Source organism: Enterobacter sp. 301B (assembly GCF_003850715.1).
Lineage (GTDB): Bacteria > Pseudomonadota > Gammaproteobacteria > Enterobacterales > Enterobacteriaceae > Enterobacter > Enterobacter intestinihominis.
In genome coordinates, this window is the sequence record NZ_PQTC01000002.1 from 22,019 (window position 1) to 37,402 (window position 15,384).

The following is a 15,384-nucleotide window of genomic DNA, read 5'->3' on the forward strand; positions in this document are numbered from 1 at the left end:
TGGCCTTTTTCATAGGCTTGAGAGAAAAGCGTAGCTTAAAACAGTGAATTTAACCGTTTTTCGTACCAGATGAGAGGCATCCCCCGCCAGGCGGGGGATAGGGAGAAAGGTAAGATTATTGCAGTTCAAACTCGGCTTTGTTCACGCGGGCGGAATCCACGCCGATGAAGACGTTGAATTTGCCAGGCTCGGCATCGTATTTCATCTGCTGATTCCAGAACTTCAGCGCATTTACGTCAATCGGGAAGCTGACCGTTTTGGTTTCGCCCGGTTTCAGGTTGACCTTTTCGAAGCCGCGCAGCTGTTTCACCGGACGGCTCATGGAGGCCGTGACATCCTGAACGTACATCTGGATCACCGTCGCGCCTTCGCGTTTGCCGCTGTTGGTCACTTCCACGCTGGCGGTCACTTTGCCGTCACGCTTCAGGGTCGGCGCCGACATTTTCACGTCAGAGACCTTAAACGTGGTGTAGCTCAGGCCATAGCCAAACGGATAGAGCGGGCCGTTAGCCTCGTCGAAGTAACGGGACGTGTACTTGTTCGGCTTGTCGGCGTTGTACGGACGACCAGTGTTCAGGTGGCTGTAGTAAACCGGGATCTGCCCGACGGAGCGCGGGAAGGACATCGGCAGCTTGCCGGACGGGTTGTAATCGCCAAACAGCACGTCGGCAATGGCGTTACCGCCTTCGGTACCGGCGAACCAGGTTTCCAGAATGGCGTCAGCCTGCTGGTCTTCTTTCACCAGCGCCAGCGGACGCCCGTTCATCAGCACCAGCACCAGCGGCTTGCCGGTGGCTTTCAGGGCCGCGATCAGGTCACGCTGGCTTTGCGGGATCGTGATGTCGGTCCGGCTGGAGGCTTCGTGCGCCATCCCCTGCGCTTCACCCACCACGGCGACCACCACGTCGGACTGCTTCGCGGCGTTAACCGCTTCGTCGATCATCTCTTTCGGCGTGCGTGGATCCACCTTCACCGCTTCCTCATACTGGTTGAGGAAGGTCACGATGTCTTTATCGTCGGTGACGTTTGCGCCTTTGGCGTAAACCACTTTTGCATTATCACCCACAGCGCTCTTAATGCCTGTCAGCACGGTAACGGACTGATCCGCCACGCCTGCGGCGGACCAGCTGCCCATGACGTCACGCTTGCTGTCGGCCAGCGGACCGACCACGGCAATGGTGCCGGATTTTTTCAGCGGCAGCGTGTCGAGACGGTTTTTCAGCAGCACCAGGCTTTCGCGCGCCACTTCGCGGGCTTCTTTGCGGTGCAGGCGGCTTTCAGCATTGGTGTCTGCCGGGTCAGACTCCTTCGGCCCCAGATGGCTGTAAGGATCGTTAAACAGCCCCATGTCATATTTCACGTTCAGCACGTGGCGAGCGGCATCGTCCAGCTCCGCCATCGTCACCTTGCCGCTCTTCACCAGCCCCGGCAGGTATTTGCTGTAGTATTCGTCGCTCATGCTCATGTTGATGCCGGACTTGAGTGCCACGCGTACCGCATCTTCCGGGTCAGACGCTGTGCCGTGCTTGATCAGCTCTTTAATCGCCCCGTGATCCGAAACGGTGATGCCCTTGAAGCCCCACTGGTCGCGCAGCACATCTTTCAGCAGCCACGAATCGGAGGTGGCAGGCGTGCCGTTGAGAGAGTTCAACGCCACCATCACCGCGCCGCTGCCCGCGTCCAGCCCCGCTTTGTACGGCGGCATATAGTCGTTAAACAGGCGCTGCGGGCTCATGTCCACGGTGTTGTACTCTTTGCCGCCTTCCACCGCGCCATAGGCGGCGAAGTGCTTGACGCTGGTCATCACCGAGTAACGATCTGCCGGACTTTTGCCCTGCATCGCTTCCACCATGGTTTTGCCCATCGTGGCGGTTAAATAAGTATCTTCCCCAAAGCCCTCCGAAGCACGGCCCCAGCGCGGATCGCGGGAGACGTCTACCATCGGCGCCCAGGTCATGTTCAGGCCGTCGTCTGCGGCTTCATATGCTGATACGCGCCCGACGGTTTTCACCGCATCGAGGTTAAAGGAGGACGCTAAGCCGAGGCTAATCGGGAAGACGGTACGCTGGCCGTGCACCACGTCGTAGGCGAAGAACAGCGGAATTTTCAGGCGGCTCAGTTCCATCACCTGATCCTGCATTTTGCGGATATCCTGGCGGGTAACGGTGTTAAAAATGGCTCCTACCTGCCCGTCTTTGATCATCTCGCGAATGGCTTCTTTCGGGTTATCCGGGCCGACGCTGATCAGGCGCAGCTGGCCGATTTTCTCATCGACCGTCATCTTTTTGAGTAAATCCGTGACAAAGGCGTCGCGGGCTTCAGGCGTGAGCGGGTGATTACCAAACAAATCCTCTGCCAGCGCAGGTTGCAGCGCCAGGCTGACGGCGACACCTACATAACATAGCCATTTCATGTTGTTATTCTCTCTCATCAATAACCGCGGGAAGCACCCGGCCAGACCGTGCGAAAAGCGCAGTGTGCCACAAAGCCTGAAAACCTTGCAGGGTTATTCTCTGATTTTTCTCATGAATACCCGACCGCTCAACGGCTAATCGCGCTATGCTTTACAGCGAGAAATTTGCCCCACCACAAGGAGTGGAAGATGTCTTCTGTTCGAACTAACGATAACACTACTTTTATTAACGAACTGTCGCGCCTGGTTGGTCACTCTCACCTGCTTACCGACCCGGCCAAAACCGCCCGCTACCGTAAGGGCTTTCGCTCCGGCCAGGGCGACGCGCTGGCGGTGGTCTTCCCCGGAACGTTGCTCGAACTGTGGCGCGTGCTCAGCGCCTGCGTTGCGGCAGACAAGATTATTTTAATGCAGGCTGCTAACACCGGCCTGACTGAAGGCTCCACGCCGAACGGCAACGATTACGATCGTGACATCGTGATTATCAGCACCCTGCGCCTCGACAAACTGCACCTGCTGGACAAGGGTGAACAGGTACTCGCCTTCCCCGGCACCACGCTCTACTCGCTGGAAAAGGCGCTTAAGCCGCTGGGTCGCGAACCGCACTCGGTGATCGGCTCTTCGTGCATTGGTGCCTCGGTGATCGGCGGGATCTGCAATAACTCCGGCGGCTCGCTGGTGCAGCGCGGCCCGGCCTACACGGAGATGTCGCTGTTTGCCCGTATCGATGAAAACGGCAAGCTGACGCTGGTTAACCATTTGGGGATCGATCTGGGTGTAACGCCAGAGCAGATCCTCAGCAAACTTGACGATGACCGCGTGAAGGACGAAGACGTTCAGCACGATGGCCGTCACGCGCATGACCACGATTACATCACCCGCGTGCGCGATATCAATGCCGATACGCCAGCGCGCTATAACGCCGATCCGGATCGCCTGTTTGAATCCTCCGGCTGCGCGGGCAAGCTGGCCGTTTTTGCGGTGCGCCTCGATACCTTCCCGGCAGAGAAAAAGCAGCAGGTGTTTTACATTGGCACCAATCAGCCGGAGGTGCTGACGGAGATCCGCCGTCATATTCTGGCCGAGTTCACTCACCTGCCGGTGGCGGGCGAGTATATGCACCGGGACATTTATGACATCGCTGAGCGCTACGGCAAAGATACCTTCCTGATGATCGACAAGCTCGGCACCGACAAAATGCCGTTCTTCTTCACCATGAAGGGCCGCACCGACGCGATGCTGGAGAAAGTATCGCTGTTCAAACCGCACCTCACCGACCGCTTTATGCAGAAACTGGGCAACGCCTTCCCGGCGCATTTACCGGAGCGGATGAAGACCTGGCGCGATAAGTATGAGCACCACCTGCTGCTGAAAATGGCCGGGGACGGAATTGCCGAAGCGCAGAGCTGGCTCACCGAGTTCTTCAAAACTGCCGACGGGGATTTCTTCGCCTGCACGCCGGAAGAAGGCAGCAAAGCCTTCCTGCACCGCTTCGCCGCGGCGGGTGCGGCTATCCGTTATCAGGCTGTGCATTCCGAAGAGGTAGAGGATATTCTGGCGCTGGATATTGCCCTGCGTCGCAACGATACCGAGTGGTTTGAACATCTGCCGCCGGAGATTGACAGCAAGCTGGTGCACAAGCTCTATTACGGCCACTTCATGTGCTATGTCTTCCACCAGGATTACATCGTCAAAAAAGGGGTGGATGCGCATGCGTTGAAAGAGCAGATGCTGGCGTTGCTGCACGAGCGTGGCGCGCAATATCCTGCCGAGCACAACGTGGGGCATTTGTACAAAGCGCCGGAGACGCTTAAACAGTTTTATCGCAAAAATGACCCTACAAACAGTATGAACCCCGGCATTGGTAAGACAACGCGGAAGAAATACTGGAAAGAGAGTGCCGAAACAGAGGAGCACAATACGCAAGCCTCTGATGAACGCCTATAGCCAAATTTAAGAGATTGTTAAGCTCTCCTCAATCGTACTAGAGTATCTGCCTGTTGCCAGAGAAACGTTTCTCTGGCTTTCCAAACAAGGAGCGGGCAGAACATGTCGGCTGTAGAGATTTTACCCGAAACTGAAATCGAGGTGCGCGACGCCCTTCCTGACGATGCACATGCCATCTCGGCGATATACGCCTGGCATGTGCTTCATGGCCGTGCGTCCTTCGAGGAAGTTCCCCCCACCGTCGATGAGATGCGTCAGCGGATGAAGAGTGTGACCGACAGCGGTTTACCGTGGCTGGTTGCGCTGTATCGCGGCATTGTCGTCGGCTACTGCTACGCCACGTTTTATCGTCCACGTCAGGCCTACCGGTACACCCTTGAGGAATCCATCTATGTGGATGCCAGCACCACCGGGCGCGGGTTTGGCTCGGCGCTGATGGATGCCCTGATTGCACGGTGTGAGCAAGGTCCCTGGCGGCAGATGATTGCTGTGGTCGGTGACGGAAACAATAATGCGGGATCGTTACGGCTGCATAAAAAACATGGCTTCGAGGTTGTCGGTCAACTGCGCAGCGTGGGGTATAAGAAGGGCGACTGGCGGGATACGTTGATCATGCAGCGTCCACTCAACGATGGTGACTGGACGCTGCCGGAGTAGGCGCTTTCGCCCGGTGGCGCTCCGCTTACCGGGCCTACGTATCGGGGCCGCTTTAGGGCCGTAGGCCGGGTAAGGCGAAGCCGCCACCCGGCACAGACAGGCGACTCAGTCGTTCTGCGCCGTCGCCATCTGTTCCGCTTTCTGCTTTTTATACGCCAGCGCTGAAGCCGGCACCGGCTGCACTTTCCCGGTTTCAATCCAGGTGCGCAGGCGGCTGGCATCCGCAAAGTGGGTATATTTGCCGAAGGCATCCATCACCACCAGCGCCACTGGTTTACCGTTAAACACGGTGCGCATCACCAGGCAGTGCCCTGCCGCATTGGTAAATCCGGTCTTGGTTAACTGAATATTCCAGTTATCGCGATACACCAGATGGTTAGTGTTGCGGAACGGCAGCGTATACGCCGGGTTCGAGAATGTCGCCATCTCCTCACGCGTGGTGCTGAGCTGACCAATCAGCGGGTATTGCTTACTGGCGATCAGCAGCTTGGTTAAATCACGCGCCGTCGAGACGTTATGGATCGACAGACCGGTTGGCTCCACGAAATGGGTATTTTTCATCCCCAGCGCTTTGGCTTTGGCATTCATCGCGCGGATAAACGCGTCGTAACCGCCAGGATAATGGTGGGCAAGGCTCGCCGCCGCGCGGTTCTCTGAGGACATCAGCGCCAACAGCAGCATATTTTTACGGCTGATTTCACTGTTCAGACGCACGCGAGAGTAGATCCCTTTCATCTCTGGCGTGTGGCTGATATCCACTTTTAGCTTTTCGTCCAGCGGCAGTCGTGCATCAAGCACCACCATCGCGGTCATGACTTTGGTTATGGAAGCGATCGGGCGCACCAGATCCGGGTGACTGGCGTAGATCACCTTGTTGGTATTCAGGTCAACGATCATCGCGCTGCCGGACGCAATCTGGGGTTGCGCAGCAGCGGTGGCAACTGCGGGCGTTTTGGCGATGGCTGGCGCGGTAGCGGAGACGCCCAACAGTAGCGCAAGACTAAGGAGTGACACTCGAAATTTCAGCATGATGAGACTTCTGATAATGATTCACGCACGTTATGACGTACACCGCCTGTGTCGACGGATAAACACAGGCTGGCTTCGGCATCATAGCGGTCACCGTGCGTTGTCGCCAGCGGAGAATCATAACCAGATGCTGCATTGCTGGCATTTACGCCAGCAATGCAGGGGACTTAAAAGAGACGGTATCCATAACCCCAAAGAATAACTGTCAGGGCCAGTAGCGCCTCAAGGACCAGCACGCCGATGGCAAGCGTAGAGCTGGAGAAGCTCAGGCCCTCTTCTTTATTGATGTTGAGGAAGGTTGGCACTCCTACATACAGCAGATAACCGGTGTAAAAGAGGGCAACCGTACCGATCAGCGCGCACAGCCAGACCAGTGGATAGAGCGCAACAATACCGCTTAAGAACAGCGGGGTCGCGACGTATCCGGCGAAGACCATACAGTGTGCCAGCGACGGGCGCTGCGGATAGTTGCGCGCCATCCAGTGGATGACCCGCCCCATTACCGCCACCCCGGCCAGCATCAGGCCATAAAACAGAATGGCCAGGTACAGTCCGGTAAACCAGGAAAGCTGAACCACGGTGCCGTCACCAAAGTTCCAGCCTATTTGCGTAGTACCAATAAACGCGCAGACCACCGGCACCGCTGCCATCAGCAGGACGTGGTGGGTGTAGTGATGCGCGACCGTTTCGTTCTCGTTACGGATGACCTGCATTTCACGATCGGGATGGGAGAAAAGTCCCCAGACATGGTTCATAACGCCCCCTTGTTGTCGGCCCGTCAGCGATAGCTAAAGTATAATGCAGGCTTTAGATTATTTTATGTACAGTGGGAAATTTCCGTTGATTGCCGCGTGGTTGATGGATGGGGTATATGATTAACGCAGGCACAGTAAGGGAGACGACATTTACTTAATGGATATCAACGGTCTTATTGAACAATATGGATACGCCGCGCTGGTCATCGGCAGCGTGGCAGAGGGTGAAACTATCACGCTGCTGGGCGGAGTGGCCGCACATCAGGGATTGCTGAAATTCCCGCTGGTGGTCGCCGCCGTCGCACTGGGCGGTATGATTGGCGACCAGCTGCTCTACTTTCTGGGTCTGCGCTTTGGTCCGACGCTTTTACAACGTTTTGCTAAGCATCAAAAGAAAATTCGTCGTGCTCAGCGGCTTATCCAGCGGCATCCCTATATGTTTGTGATTGGCACCCGCTTTATGTATGGCTTTCGCATCATTGGGCCAATACTGATTGGCGCGAGCCGCTTACCGCCGAAAATTTTCCTGCCGCTGAACATTATCGGGGCGATTGCCTGGGCGCTGATTTTTACCACGCTTGGCTACGTGGGTGGCGAAGTGATAGGCCCGTGGCTGCATAATCTCGATCAGCATCTTAAACACTGGGCCTGGCTGATCCTGGTTGTTGCGGTGGTGATTGGGGTACGGCTGTGGCTCAAGCATCGTGAAAAGCGGCGGGATGAAGAGTGAGTGCGGCCTGCTGCCCCTCACCCTACCCCTCTCCCCAAAGGGGAGAGGGAACTCTATACACCCTCTCCCCTTTGGGGAGAGGGCTGGGGTGAGGGGAATGTTTATTCTGCTGGCTTAAACTGCGGATTCGCCAGCATAAAACCGCCGTCGACGATAAACGACTGCCCGGTGGTGTAGCTGGCGTCGCTGTCACACAGCCACGCCACCAGGCTGGCTATTTCTTTGGTATGCCCTGGCCGTGCCAGCGGGATTTCCGGCATTGAACCTTCTTTCACTTCGCTGTCGTCCATATCATTCATCGGCGTGGCGATCGCACCAGGCGCAACGGCGTTCACCAGAATCTTATGTTTAACCAGCTCCAGCGCCATCGATTTTGTTAACCCGCCCAGGGCATGTTTGGCCGCCGTATAGGCGCTGGCGTCCGGCAATGGTGTATGTTCATGCACCGAGGTGATGTTCACGATCCGCCCCCCTTCTCCCTGCTTCACCATCTGACGCGCCGCGATTTGCGAGCAGAGAAACGCGCCGTCCACGTCAACGGTAAATATGTGCCGCCAGTCGTCAAACGACAGGTCCAGAAATGGCGCTTTGTTCATCGCCCCGGCATTGTTTACCAGCACATCCAGCCGCCCGAAACGCGTAATCAGGGTTTCAATGGCCTTTGCGCCTTCCGGCAAATTGCTTAAGTCGAGCTGGATGGCCTCGGCACGCTGCCCGCGCGCTTCAATTTCACGGCAGGTTGCCAGCGCCCCTTCCTCATCTGAATGCCAGGTCACCCCGATATCAAACCCGCGTTCGGCCAGCATCAGGGCCGTCGTTTTGCCAATTCCTGAATCCGATGCGGTAACAATTGCGACTCGCGTCATACTCACCTCCTGAAAATCTGCAAAGAGGTAAGTATAGATAATGCGCGATTTTAGCTGTGATGATATCCGCCACCCAGCGCGGAGGTGAGCTGGAGCGTGGCATCCACGTACTGACCTTTCAGCATCAACCCGGCAATACGCTCTTTGAGCGCCGGAATTTTTGCTTCACTCACCCGCGAGCCGGCAATGATCCCCGCGCTGAAGCGCGCCTGTGCCAGCGCAACGACGCGCGCCGCATCTTTTTCGATCTGCTGCTGGTGCTGATTTTTGGCGGTCAGGGTTTCTACTTCGCTGGCCGTCCGGGCAACCTGGTTTACGGCGTCCACTACGGCCTTGTTGTAGTTCGCCACGGAAAGGTTGTTTTGCGCCTGGGCGATATCCAGGTTCGCATTTAACCGACCGCTGTCAAAAATTGGCAGCGTCAGACCCGCGGTTACGCCCATTTGCTGAGCAGATGAGCGGAACAGGTCGCTAAGGTGCAATGCATCCTGCTGCAAGAACGCCATCAAATTGATGTCAGGGTAGAACGCGGCTCTGGCGGCATCCACTTCGCTCATGGACGCTTCGATATACCAGTGCGCCTCCTGCAAATCCGGGCGGCGAGCCAGCAGCTCATAACCGAGCGTTGACGGCAGCGACGCCTCTGCGTCAGGTAAGGCATGCCGGGCGAGCGTGACTGAAGGGGTATTGGTCAATGCATTCAGACGCGCCTCAATGGCCTTCATTTTGCCGTGCACGTCAGCGAGCTGTTCATCGGTTTTGCTGGCATTGATATCTGTTTCAACGCCTTCCACCGAGGAGGTAATGCCGTGCTGATAAAGCTCACGATCGGCACCGATGATATTTTCCTGCTCCCGTTTGATCTGCGCGAGCACGTCACCCACCGCGGCCTCGGTCTGCCAGTCCCAGTACAGCCGCGCGACGCTGCTGGCGAGCAGCTGTCGGGTCTGCTCCAGCTCCGCTTTTTGCGCATTCACTTTACCGATGCGGGCCTCAATTTGGGCGCGGTTTTTACCCCATAAATCCAGATCCCATCCGGCCGTCAGACCAAAGGTGCCGTTGGTGTACCAGGGTCCGGTTGTCCCCGCCGCCGGGTCAGTCAGGGCGAATGGCCCCATCAGCCCCTCTGCCGACATCTTTTGCCGTTCCACATCTGCGGAAAAATCCATTTGTGGACCATCAGCAGCGACAGCGGCTTTCGCCTGTGCTTCTGCCAGGGTGATGCGTTGCCGGGCAATTTGCATATCCGGTGCATCCGCCAGCGCTTTAGCAATCAGCGCGTTAAGCTGAGGGTCATTAAAATCTTTCCACCATTCGTTTTTTGGCCAGTCGGCATGACTTAGTTGGGTATTTACAGCAGCGGCGGCGGCTTGCGTTTTCACTGGAGACACCGTGGCATGTTCCGGCGCGCAGGCGGACAGCATAAAAATAAGGGGAGCACTCAGAGATAAAGTAAGAGAACGTTTCATTACGCCATAAACTCAAAAAAAATAAAGGCGCAACTTACGCTTACTGACGTTCCGTTTTTTAGTAACGCGTGGCAATCCGCATATTGTTATACATTTTCATATCCGGAAATTTATTCCCCAAGCGAATGATTTAATTTCACCTATTCATACCAATTATGAATTGACTGCTACACTTACTGACGACAGACATACGCAGGAGAGGCGAATGAAAATATTATTGTGGGTTATTTTGATTATATTTCTGATAGGGCTGCTGGTGGTAACCGGTGTATTCAAAATGATTTTCTGATACGTTTGCCCGGCTCCGCGCCGGGCAAACGTATTCACACTTCGCTCAGTGCTTCGACTGGATCACACGGGCAATATCCGCCGACGTCTGTAGCGTACGGATCTCCTGAAATAATCCCAGCGCGTCGTCGTACTCTTTCCGTAAATAACTCAGCCACTGCTTAATGCGCGCGACGTGATACAACCCGGTATCGCCCTGCTTTTCCAGCCGCGTGTATTTTTGCAGGAGTTTCACCACATCCGCCCACGGCATCCGCGGCTCATTGTATTTCACCACCCGGCTGAGGTTCGGCACGTTCAGCGCACCGCGGCCAATCATCACGGCATTACAGCCGGTCTCTTTGAGGCAGGCCTGCGCGCTCTCATAATCCCAGATTTCGCCGTTAGCAATCACCGGAATAGTAAGCCGTTTGCGGATCTCGCCAATCGCCTGCCAGTTAATGCGCTCGGCTTTATAACCATCCTCTTTGGTTCGCCCGTGCACCACCAGCTCGGTGGCGCCCGCCTGCTGCACCGCGTCGGCAATTTCAAACTGCTTGTCGCCGCTGTCCCATCCCAGACGCACTTTGACCGTCACCGGCAGATGCGATGGCACCGCCTCACGCATGGCCTTTGCGCCGCGATAAATCAATTCCGGATCTTTGAGTAACGTCGCCCCGCCGCCGCTGCCGTTGACCAGCTTTGACGGACAGCCGCAGTTAAGATCGACACCGTACGAGCCAAGCGCTACCGCGCGGGCGGCGTTTTCCGCCAGCCACTCAGGATACTGGCCGAGCAGCTGGACGCGCACCAGCGTACCGGAGGGGGTGCGGCTCTGACGATGCAATTCCGGACAGAGACGATAAAATGATTTTTCTGGCAGCAACATATCGACCACGCGCAAAAACTCCGTCACGCAGAGATCGTAATCGTTCACCTCGGTAAGCAGCTCGCGCACGAGAGAGTCGAGCACGCCTTCCATCGGGGCCAGTAAAACACGCATTCTGAGTACCTGTGAAAAAAGACGCGCTATAGTAGCTGCTCTCTATGTATGTTGAAAGCCCGGCGTTCCATTCAGGAATGTCTGGTATGCCCAAAATTCATGATGTGATCCGTGGCACATTTTCAGGTTTAATTGTATGATGAATACGTCTCAGCAAGGACTTTCACCATGAGCAAATCACTGAATACTATCTGGCAATACCTTCGCGCCTTCGTCCTGATTTATGCCTGCCTGTACGCCGGCATTTTTATCGCGTCGCTGCTGCCTATTACCATCCCCGGCAGCATTATCGGCATGTTGATCCTGTTTGTGCTGCTGGCATTACAGGTGCTGCCCGCGAAATGGGTCAACCCGGGGTGCTTCGTTCTCATTCGCTATATGGCCCTGCTTTTTGTGCCTATCGGCGTTGGGGTTATGCAGTATTACGATGTGCTTAAGGCGCAGTTCGGCCCGATAGTGGTCTCCTGCGCCATCAGTACGCTGGTGGTTTTCCTGGTTGTCAGCTGGAGCTCACACATTGTGCATGGCGAACGTAAGGTCATCGGGGAGAAAACAAAAAAATGATGGCGAATATCTGGTGGTCCCTGCCGTTAACTCTGGTGGTGTTCTTTGCTGCGCGTAAGCTTGCGGTTCGTTTCAAAATGCCGTTGCTCAACCCGCTGCTGGTCGCCATGGTGGTGATTATTCCTTTTCTGCTGCTCACCGGCATTTCTTATGAACGTTACTTCGCCGGGAGCAAGATCCTCAACGATTTGTTGCAGCCTGCCGTGGTGGCGCTGGCGTTTCCTTTATATGAGCAACTGCATCAGATCCGCGCGCGCTGGAAATCCATCATTACCATCTGCTTTGTGGGTAGCCTTGTTGCGATGATCACTGGTACCTCGGTGGCCTTATTGATGGGCGCATCGCCGCAGATCGCCGCCTCTATCCTGCCTAAATCCGTTACTACGCCGATTGCCATGGCCGTGGGCGGCAGCATCGGCGGCATTCCGGCCATCAGCGCCGTGTGCGTGATTTTCGTCGGTATCCTGGGCGCGGTGTTTGGTCATACGCTGCTGAATATCATGAAAATCCGGACCAAAGCGGCGCGCGGTCTGGCGATGGGTACCGCCTCGCACGCGCTGGGCACCGCACGCTGCGCGGAGCTGGATTATCAGGAAGGGGCATTCAGCTCGCTGGCGCTGGTGATCTGCGGGATTATAACCTCCCTGCTTGCGCCGTTTATCTTCCCGATTATTCTGGCAGTAATGGGCTAAAATTTGCGATGCGTCGCGCAAATTTCATTTTCATTTCATAAGTTGCATACATAATGAGATTTGGATCACATATAAAGGCCGTACGGCTCCGTACACTACCGATCCATTAACCTTGATGAGGCAACGTCATGCATCCACGTTTTCAAGCTGCTTTCTCTCAGCTTGCAGAGAATTTGCAATCAGCCCTGGCTCCGGTTCTGGCGGATGCGCATTTCCCCGCCCTGCTGACGGCAGATCAGGTCACGACGCTTAAACAGGCAACGGGGCTGGACGAAGACGCGCTGGCTTTCGCCCTGCTTCCGCTGGCGGCTGCTTGCGCCCGCGCTGACCTTTCCCATTTTAACGTAGGCGCAATTGCGCGCGGCGTGAGCGGGACCTGGTACTTCGGCGGGAACATGGAATTTCTCGGTGCGACCATGCAGCAAACCGTTCATGCGGAGCAGAGTGCCATCAGTCACGCCTGGCTGCGCGGCGAAAAGGCCCTGCGCGCCATCACCGTCAACTATACCCCTTGCGGCCACTGCCGCCAGTTTATGAATGAGCTGAACAGCGGTCTTGAACTGCGTATCAACCTGCCGGGACGCGCGCCGCATACGCTGGGTGATTACCTGCCGGATGCTTTTGGCCCTAAAGATCTTGAGATCAAAACCCTGCTGATGGACGAGCAGGACCACGGTTACGCGCTCTCAGGGGATGCGCTCAGCGAAGCGGCCATTGCCGCCGCCAATAAAAGCCACACGCCATACAGCAAATCACCAAGCGGCGTCGCCCTTCAGTGCCGCGACGGCCGCATCTTCACCGGCAGCTATGCAGAGAACGCCGCGTTTAACCCGACGCTGCCTCCGCTCCAGGGCGCCCTGAACCTGCTCAGCCTGAACGGGTATGACTACCCGGATATTCAGCGCGCGATCCTCGCTGAAAAGGCCGATGCACCGCTGATCCAGTGGGACGCGACCGCAGCCACGCTGAAAGCGCTGGGCTGTTCAACCATCGACCGCGTGCTGCTGGCATAATCTGTTCGGCGGGCAAATTTGCCCGCCAGTCTGACGAAAAACCCCTCAGTTGAATCGCTGTTTCTTGCGCTAACCAGGCGGGTACAGTAGCCTGAGGGAAATTTCATCATCGGTAAGAGCCATCTGCATGTTAAAGCGCGTGTTTTACAGCCTGTCTGTCCTGGTCGGCATACTGCTGTTGATCGTGCTGGGTCTCGACCGCTGGATGAGCTGGAAAACAGCTCCCTACATTTTTGATGACCTACAGGACCTCCCCTACCGCCAGGTTGGCGTGGTGCTTGGCACCGCCAAGTATTACCGCACCGGCGTCATCAATCAGTATTACCGGTATCGTATTCAGGGCGCACTGAACGCCTATAACAGCGGCAAGGTGAACTATCTGCTGTTAAGCGGCGATAACGCCCTGCAAAGCTATAACGAGCCGGTGACGATGCGCAAAGATTTGATTGCCGCAGGCGTCGACCCGGCCGATATCGTGCTCGACTACGCCGGGTTCCGCACGCTTGATTCCATCGTGCGTACCCGCAAGGTGTTCGACACCAACGATTTCATCATCATCACCCAGCGTTTCCACTGCGAGCGGGCGTTGTTTATCGCCCTGCATATGGGGATCCAGGCCCAGTGCTACGCCGTGCCGTCGCCAAAGGATATGTTGAGCGTGCGCGTACGCGAGTTTGGCGCCCGTTTTGGCGCGCTGGCTGACCTGTATCTGTTCAAACGTGAACCGCGCTTTTTAGGCCCGCTGGTGCCGATCCCAACGATGCACGAAGTGCCTGAAAATGCGCAAGGTTATCCGGCGGTGACGCCGGAGCAGCTGCTGGAAATGCAGAAGAAGTAATAACTGACGTCGGGTGGCGGCTTCGCCTTACCCGACCTACGATCGCGATTTTGTAGGCCCGATAAGCGTCGCGCCACCGGGCAAAAAAAGGCCCGCTACGTGAGCGGGCCTTTCCATTCTGAAGAACTTATTTCTTACGCGCGTACTTCAGTGAATCCAGGGCAACCGCGAAGATAATGATCGCGCCCTTGATGATGTACTGCCAGTACGGGTTCACGCCGATGTAGGTCAGGCCGTAGTTGATCACGGTGAAGATGATCACACCGGTCACCACGCCCAGCACGGTACCCACGCCGCCGCTGAAGGAGACGCCGCCGACCACGCAGGCCGCAATCGCATCCAGCTCGTACATAAAACCGAGGTTGTTGGTGGCAGAGCCGATACGGCCTGCTTCCAGCATTCCGCCGAAGGCGTAGAACACACCGGACAGGGCATAAATCATCAGCAGGTTCAGAGCCACGTTGACGCCGGAGACTTTCGCCGCTTCCGGGTTGCCGCCGATAGCAAAGATGTTTTTACCGAAGCGGGTTTTGTTCCACAGGATCCAGACGAACGCCACCGCAATCAGCGCATAGAAGGTGATATAGGAGAGACGGAAGCTGCCCAGCGCAACAAACCCCTGCGTGAAGGTCGAGAAGCCGCTTTCGAAGCCAGAGATTGGAGACGCGCCGACGAAATCGTAGTACAGGGAGTTGATACCATAAACGATGATCATCGTGCCAAGCGTGGTGATGAATGGCGTCACGTTCAGGTAAGCAATGATGATGCCGTTAATCAGGCCAATTACCGCGCCGATGGCGCATACGATCAGGATCACCACGAAAATCGGCATGGTCGCCATCTCCGGGAACACCTTGTTGGCGTTTTCCATCGACTGCAACAGGGTTGCCGCAATAACCGCCGCCAGACCCACCTGGCGCCCTGCCGAAAGGTCTGTCCCCTGGGTAACGATGAGCCCAGCCACGCCCAGCGCGATGATAATACGTACGGAAGACTGGGTCAGAATATTACTTAAGTTCAGCAGACTTAAGAACGTTGGGTCCTGGAAAATAATTATCGCCAGCAAGACTAAAAGAACAACGTAAATACCGCCTTCTTTCAGATAAGTGAGAAAACTTTTTTTATTTAACGCACTCATGAG

General features: G+C 56.1%; 14 protein-coding genes. 7 read left to right on the forward strand and 7 right to left on the reverse strand.

What is annotated here, in order from left to right; all coding sequences use genetic code 11:
- Positions 1-115: 115 nt before the first annotated feature.
- Positions 116-2,413, reverse strand: coding sequence for a beta-glucosidase BglX (bglX, locus tag C3451_RS02500; RefSeq protein WP_045620888.1), 2,298 nt, complete (start codon positions 2,411-2,413; stop codon positions 116-118).
- A 189-nt stretch (positions 2,414-2,602) separates the two neighbouring features.
- Here bglX and dld point away from each other — a divergent pair, with 189 nt between their 5' ends.
- The gene (dld, locus tag C3451_RS02505; RefSeq protein WP_124304226.1) at positions 2,603-4,360 is read left to right on the forward strand and encodes a D-lactate dehydrogenase; all 1,758 of its coding nucleotides are present in this window, start codon (positions 2,603-2,605) and stop codon (positions 4,358-4,360) included.
- Positions 4,361-4,462: 102 nt separating this feature from the next.
- Positions 4,463-5,017: a GNAT family N-acetyltransferase gene (locus tag C3451_RS02510; protein ID WP_022648685.1), complete on the forward strand. Its 555-nt coding sequence runs from the start codon at positions 4,463-4,465 to the stop codon at positions 5,015-5,017.
- Between the two features lie 105 nt (positions 5,018-5,122).
- Here the strand turns inward: C3451_RS02510 and pbpG are convergent, their stop codons facing one another.
- Both pbpG and C3451_RS02520 read right to left on the reverse strand, forming a co-directional pair.
- Entirely contained in the window at positions 5,123-6,046 is a 924-nt protein-coding gene (gene pbpG, locus C3451_RS02515) for a D-alanyl-D-alanine endopeptidase (protein WP_006811291.1), read from the reverse strand.
- A gap of 167 nt (positions 6,047-6,213) precedes the next feature.
- Positions 6,214-6,801 carry a Yip1 family protein gene (locus tag C3451_RS02520; RefSeq protein ID WP_003859296.1) on the reverse strand — a complete coding sequence of 196 codons (588 nt, stop codon included), beginning with the start codon at positions 6,799-6,801 and terminating at the stop codon, positions 6,214-6,216.
- A gap of 157 nt (positions 6,802-6,958) precedes the next feature.
- Between C3451_RS02520 and C3451_RS02525 the strand changes: the two genes are divergently transcribed.
- Positions 6,959-7,531 (forward strand): DedA family protein, encoded by a 573-nt coding sequence (locus C3451_RS02525; protein WP_022648686.1) that lies wholly within the window; start codon positions 6,959-6,961, stop codon positions 7,529-7,531.
- Between the two features lie 101 nt (positions 7,532-7,632).
- Here C3451_RS02525 and C3451_RS02530 read toward each other — a convergent pair whose 3' ends face one another.
- The 3 genes from C3451_RS02530 to dusC form a co-directional block, all read right to left on the reverse strand.
- Complete coding sequence (locus C3451_RS02530) at positions 7,633-8,397, reverse strand: SDR family oxidoreductase (RefSeq protein WP_022648687.1); 765 nt, start codon at positions 8,395-8,397, stop codon at positions 7,633-7,635.
- A gap of 50 nt (positions 8,398-8,447) precedes the next feature.
- On the reverse strand, positions 8,448-9,866 hold the full coding sequence (gene mdtQ, locus C3451_RS02535; protein ID WP_045308653.1) for a multidrug resistance outer membrane protein MdtQ: 1,419 nt from the start codon (positions 9,864-9,866) through the stop codon (positions 8,448-8,450).
- Positions 9,867-10,200: 334 nt separating this feature from the next.
- Positions 10,201-11,136: a tRNA dihydrouridine(16) synthase DusC gene (gene dusC, locus C3451_RS02545; RefSeq protein ID WP_022648689.1), complete on the reverse strand. Its 936-nt coding sequence runs from the start codon at positions 11,134-11,136 to the stop codon at positions 10,201-10,203.
- Between the two features lie 168 nt (positions 11,137-11,304).
- Between dusC and C3451_RS02550 the strand changes: the two genes are divergently transcribed.
- The 4 genes from C3451_RS02550 to sanA all read left to right on the forward strand — a co-directional run bounded on the left by C3451_RS02550 (position 11,305) and on the right by sanA (position 14,243).
- Entirely contained in the window at positions 11,305-11,700 is a 396-nt protein-coding gene (locus C3451_RS02550; protein WP_022648690.1) for a CidA/LrgA family protein, read from the forward strand.
- On the forward strand, positions 11,697-12,392 hold the full coding sequence (locus tag C3451_RS02555) for a CidB/LrgB family autolysis modulator (protein WP_022648691.1): 696 nt from the start codon (positions 11,697-11,699) through the stop codon (positions 12,390-12,392). The genes C3451_RS02550 and C3451_RS02555 overlap by 4 nt, the downstream gene beginning before the upstream one ends.
- Positions 12,393-12,520: 128 nt before the next feature.
- The gene (gene cdd / locus C3451_RS02560) at positions 12,521-13,405 is read left to right on the forward strand and encodes a cytidine deaminase (protein WP_022648692.1); all 885 of its coding nucleotides are present in this window, start codon (positions 12,521-12,523) and stop codon (positions 13,403-13,405) included.
- Positions 13,406-13,532: 127 nt separating this feature from the next.
- Positions 13,533-14,243 carry an outer membrane permeability protein SanA gene (gene sanA / locus C3451_RS02565; RefSeq protein WP_022648693.1) on the forward strand — a complete coding sequence of 237 codons (711 nt, stop codon included), beginning with the start codon at positions 13,533-13,535 and terminating at the stop codon, positions 14,241-14,243.
- Between the two features lie 127 nt (positions 14,244-14,370).
- On the opposite strand, the gene mglC is transcribed toward sanA, so the two are convergent.
- Positions 14,371-15,381, reverse strand: coding sequence for a galactose/methyl galactoside ABC transporter permease MglC (gene mglC, locus C3451_RS02570; RefSeq protein WP_022648694.1), 1,011 nt, complete (start codon positions 15,379-15,381; stop codon positions 14,371-14,373).
- Between the last annotated feature and the right edge of the window lie 3 nt (positions 15,382-15,384).

Excerpts from the sequence above, each read along its gene's own strand:
- C3451_RS02550 (WP_022648690.1), top strand. The coding sequence starts at position 11,305 with ATGAGCAAATCACTGAATACTATCTGGCAATACCTTCGCGCCTTCGTC.
- mglC (WP_022648694.1), bottom strand. The coding sequence starts at position 15,381 with ATGAGTGCGTTAAATAAAAAAAGTTTTCTCACTTATCTGAAAGAAGGC.
- dusC (WP_022648689.1), bottom strand. The coding sequence starts at position 11,136 with ATGCGTGTTTTACTGGCCCCGATGGAAGGCGTGCTCGACTCTCTCGTG.
- mdtQ (WP_045308653.1), bottom strand. The coding sequence starts at position 9,866 with ATGAAACGTTCTCTTACTTTATCTCTGAGTGCTCCCCTTATTTTTATG.
- bglX (WP_045620888.1), bottom strand. The coding sequence starts at position 2,413 with ATGAAATGGCTATGTTATGTAGGTGTCGCCGTCAGCCTGGCGCTGCAA.
- C3451_RS02530 (WP_022648687.1), bottom strand. The coding sequence starts at position 8,397 with ATGACGCGAGTCGCAATTGTTACCGCATCGGATTCAGGAATTGGCAAA.
- pbpG (WP_006811291.1), bottom strand. The coding sequence starts at position 6,046 with ATGCTGAAATTTCGAGTGTCACTCCTTAGTCTTGCGCTACTGTTGGGC.
- C3451_RS02555 (WP_022648691.1), top strand. The coding sequence starts at position 11,697 with ATGATGGCGAATATCTGGTGGTCCCTGCCGTTAACTCTGGTGGTGTTC.
- sanA (WP_022648693.1), top strand. The coding sequence starts at position 13,533 with ATGTTAAAGCGCGTGTTTTACAGCCTGTCTGTCCTGGTCGGCATACTG.
- C3451_RS02525 (WP_022648686.1), top strand. The coding sequence starts at position 6,959 with ATGGATATCAACGGTCTTATTGAACAATATGGATACGCCGCGCTGGTC.
- dld (WP_124304226.1), top strand. The coding sequence starts at position 2,603 with ATGTCTTCTGTTCGAACTAACGATAACACTACTTTTATTAACGAACTG.
- C3451_RS02520 (WP_003859296.1), bottom strand. The coding sequence starts at position 6,801 with ATGAACCATGTCTGGGGACTTTTCTCCCATCCCGATCGTGAAATGCAG.
- C3451_RS02510 (WP_022648685.1), top strand. The coding sequence starts at position 4,463 with ATGTCGGCTGTAGAGATTTTACCCGAAACTGAAATCGAGGTGCGCGAC.
- cdd (WP_022648692.1), top strand. The coding sequence starts at position 12,521 with ATGCATCCACGTTTTCAAGCTGCTTTCTCTCAGCTTGCAGAGAATTTG.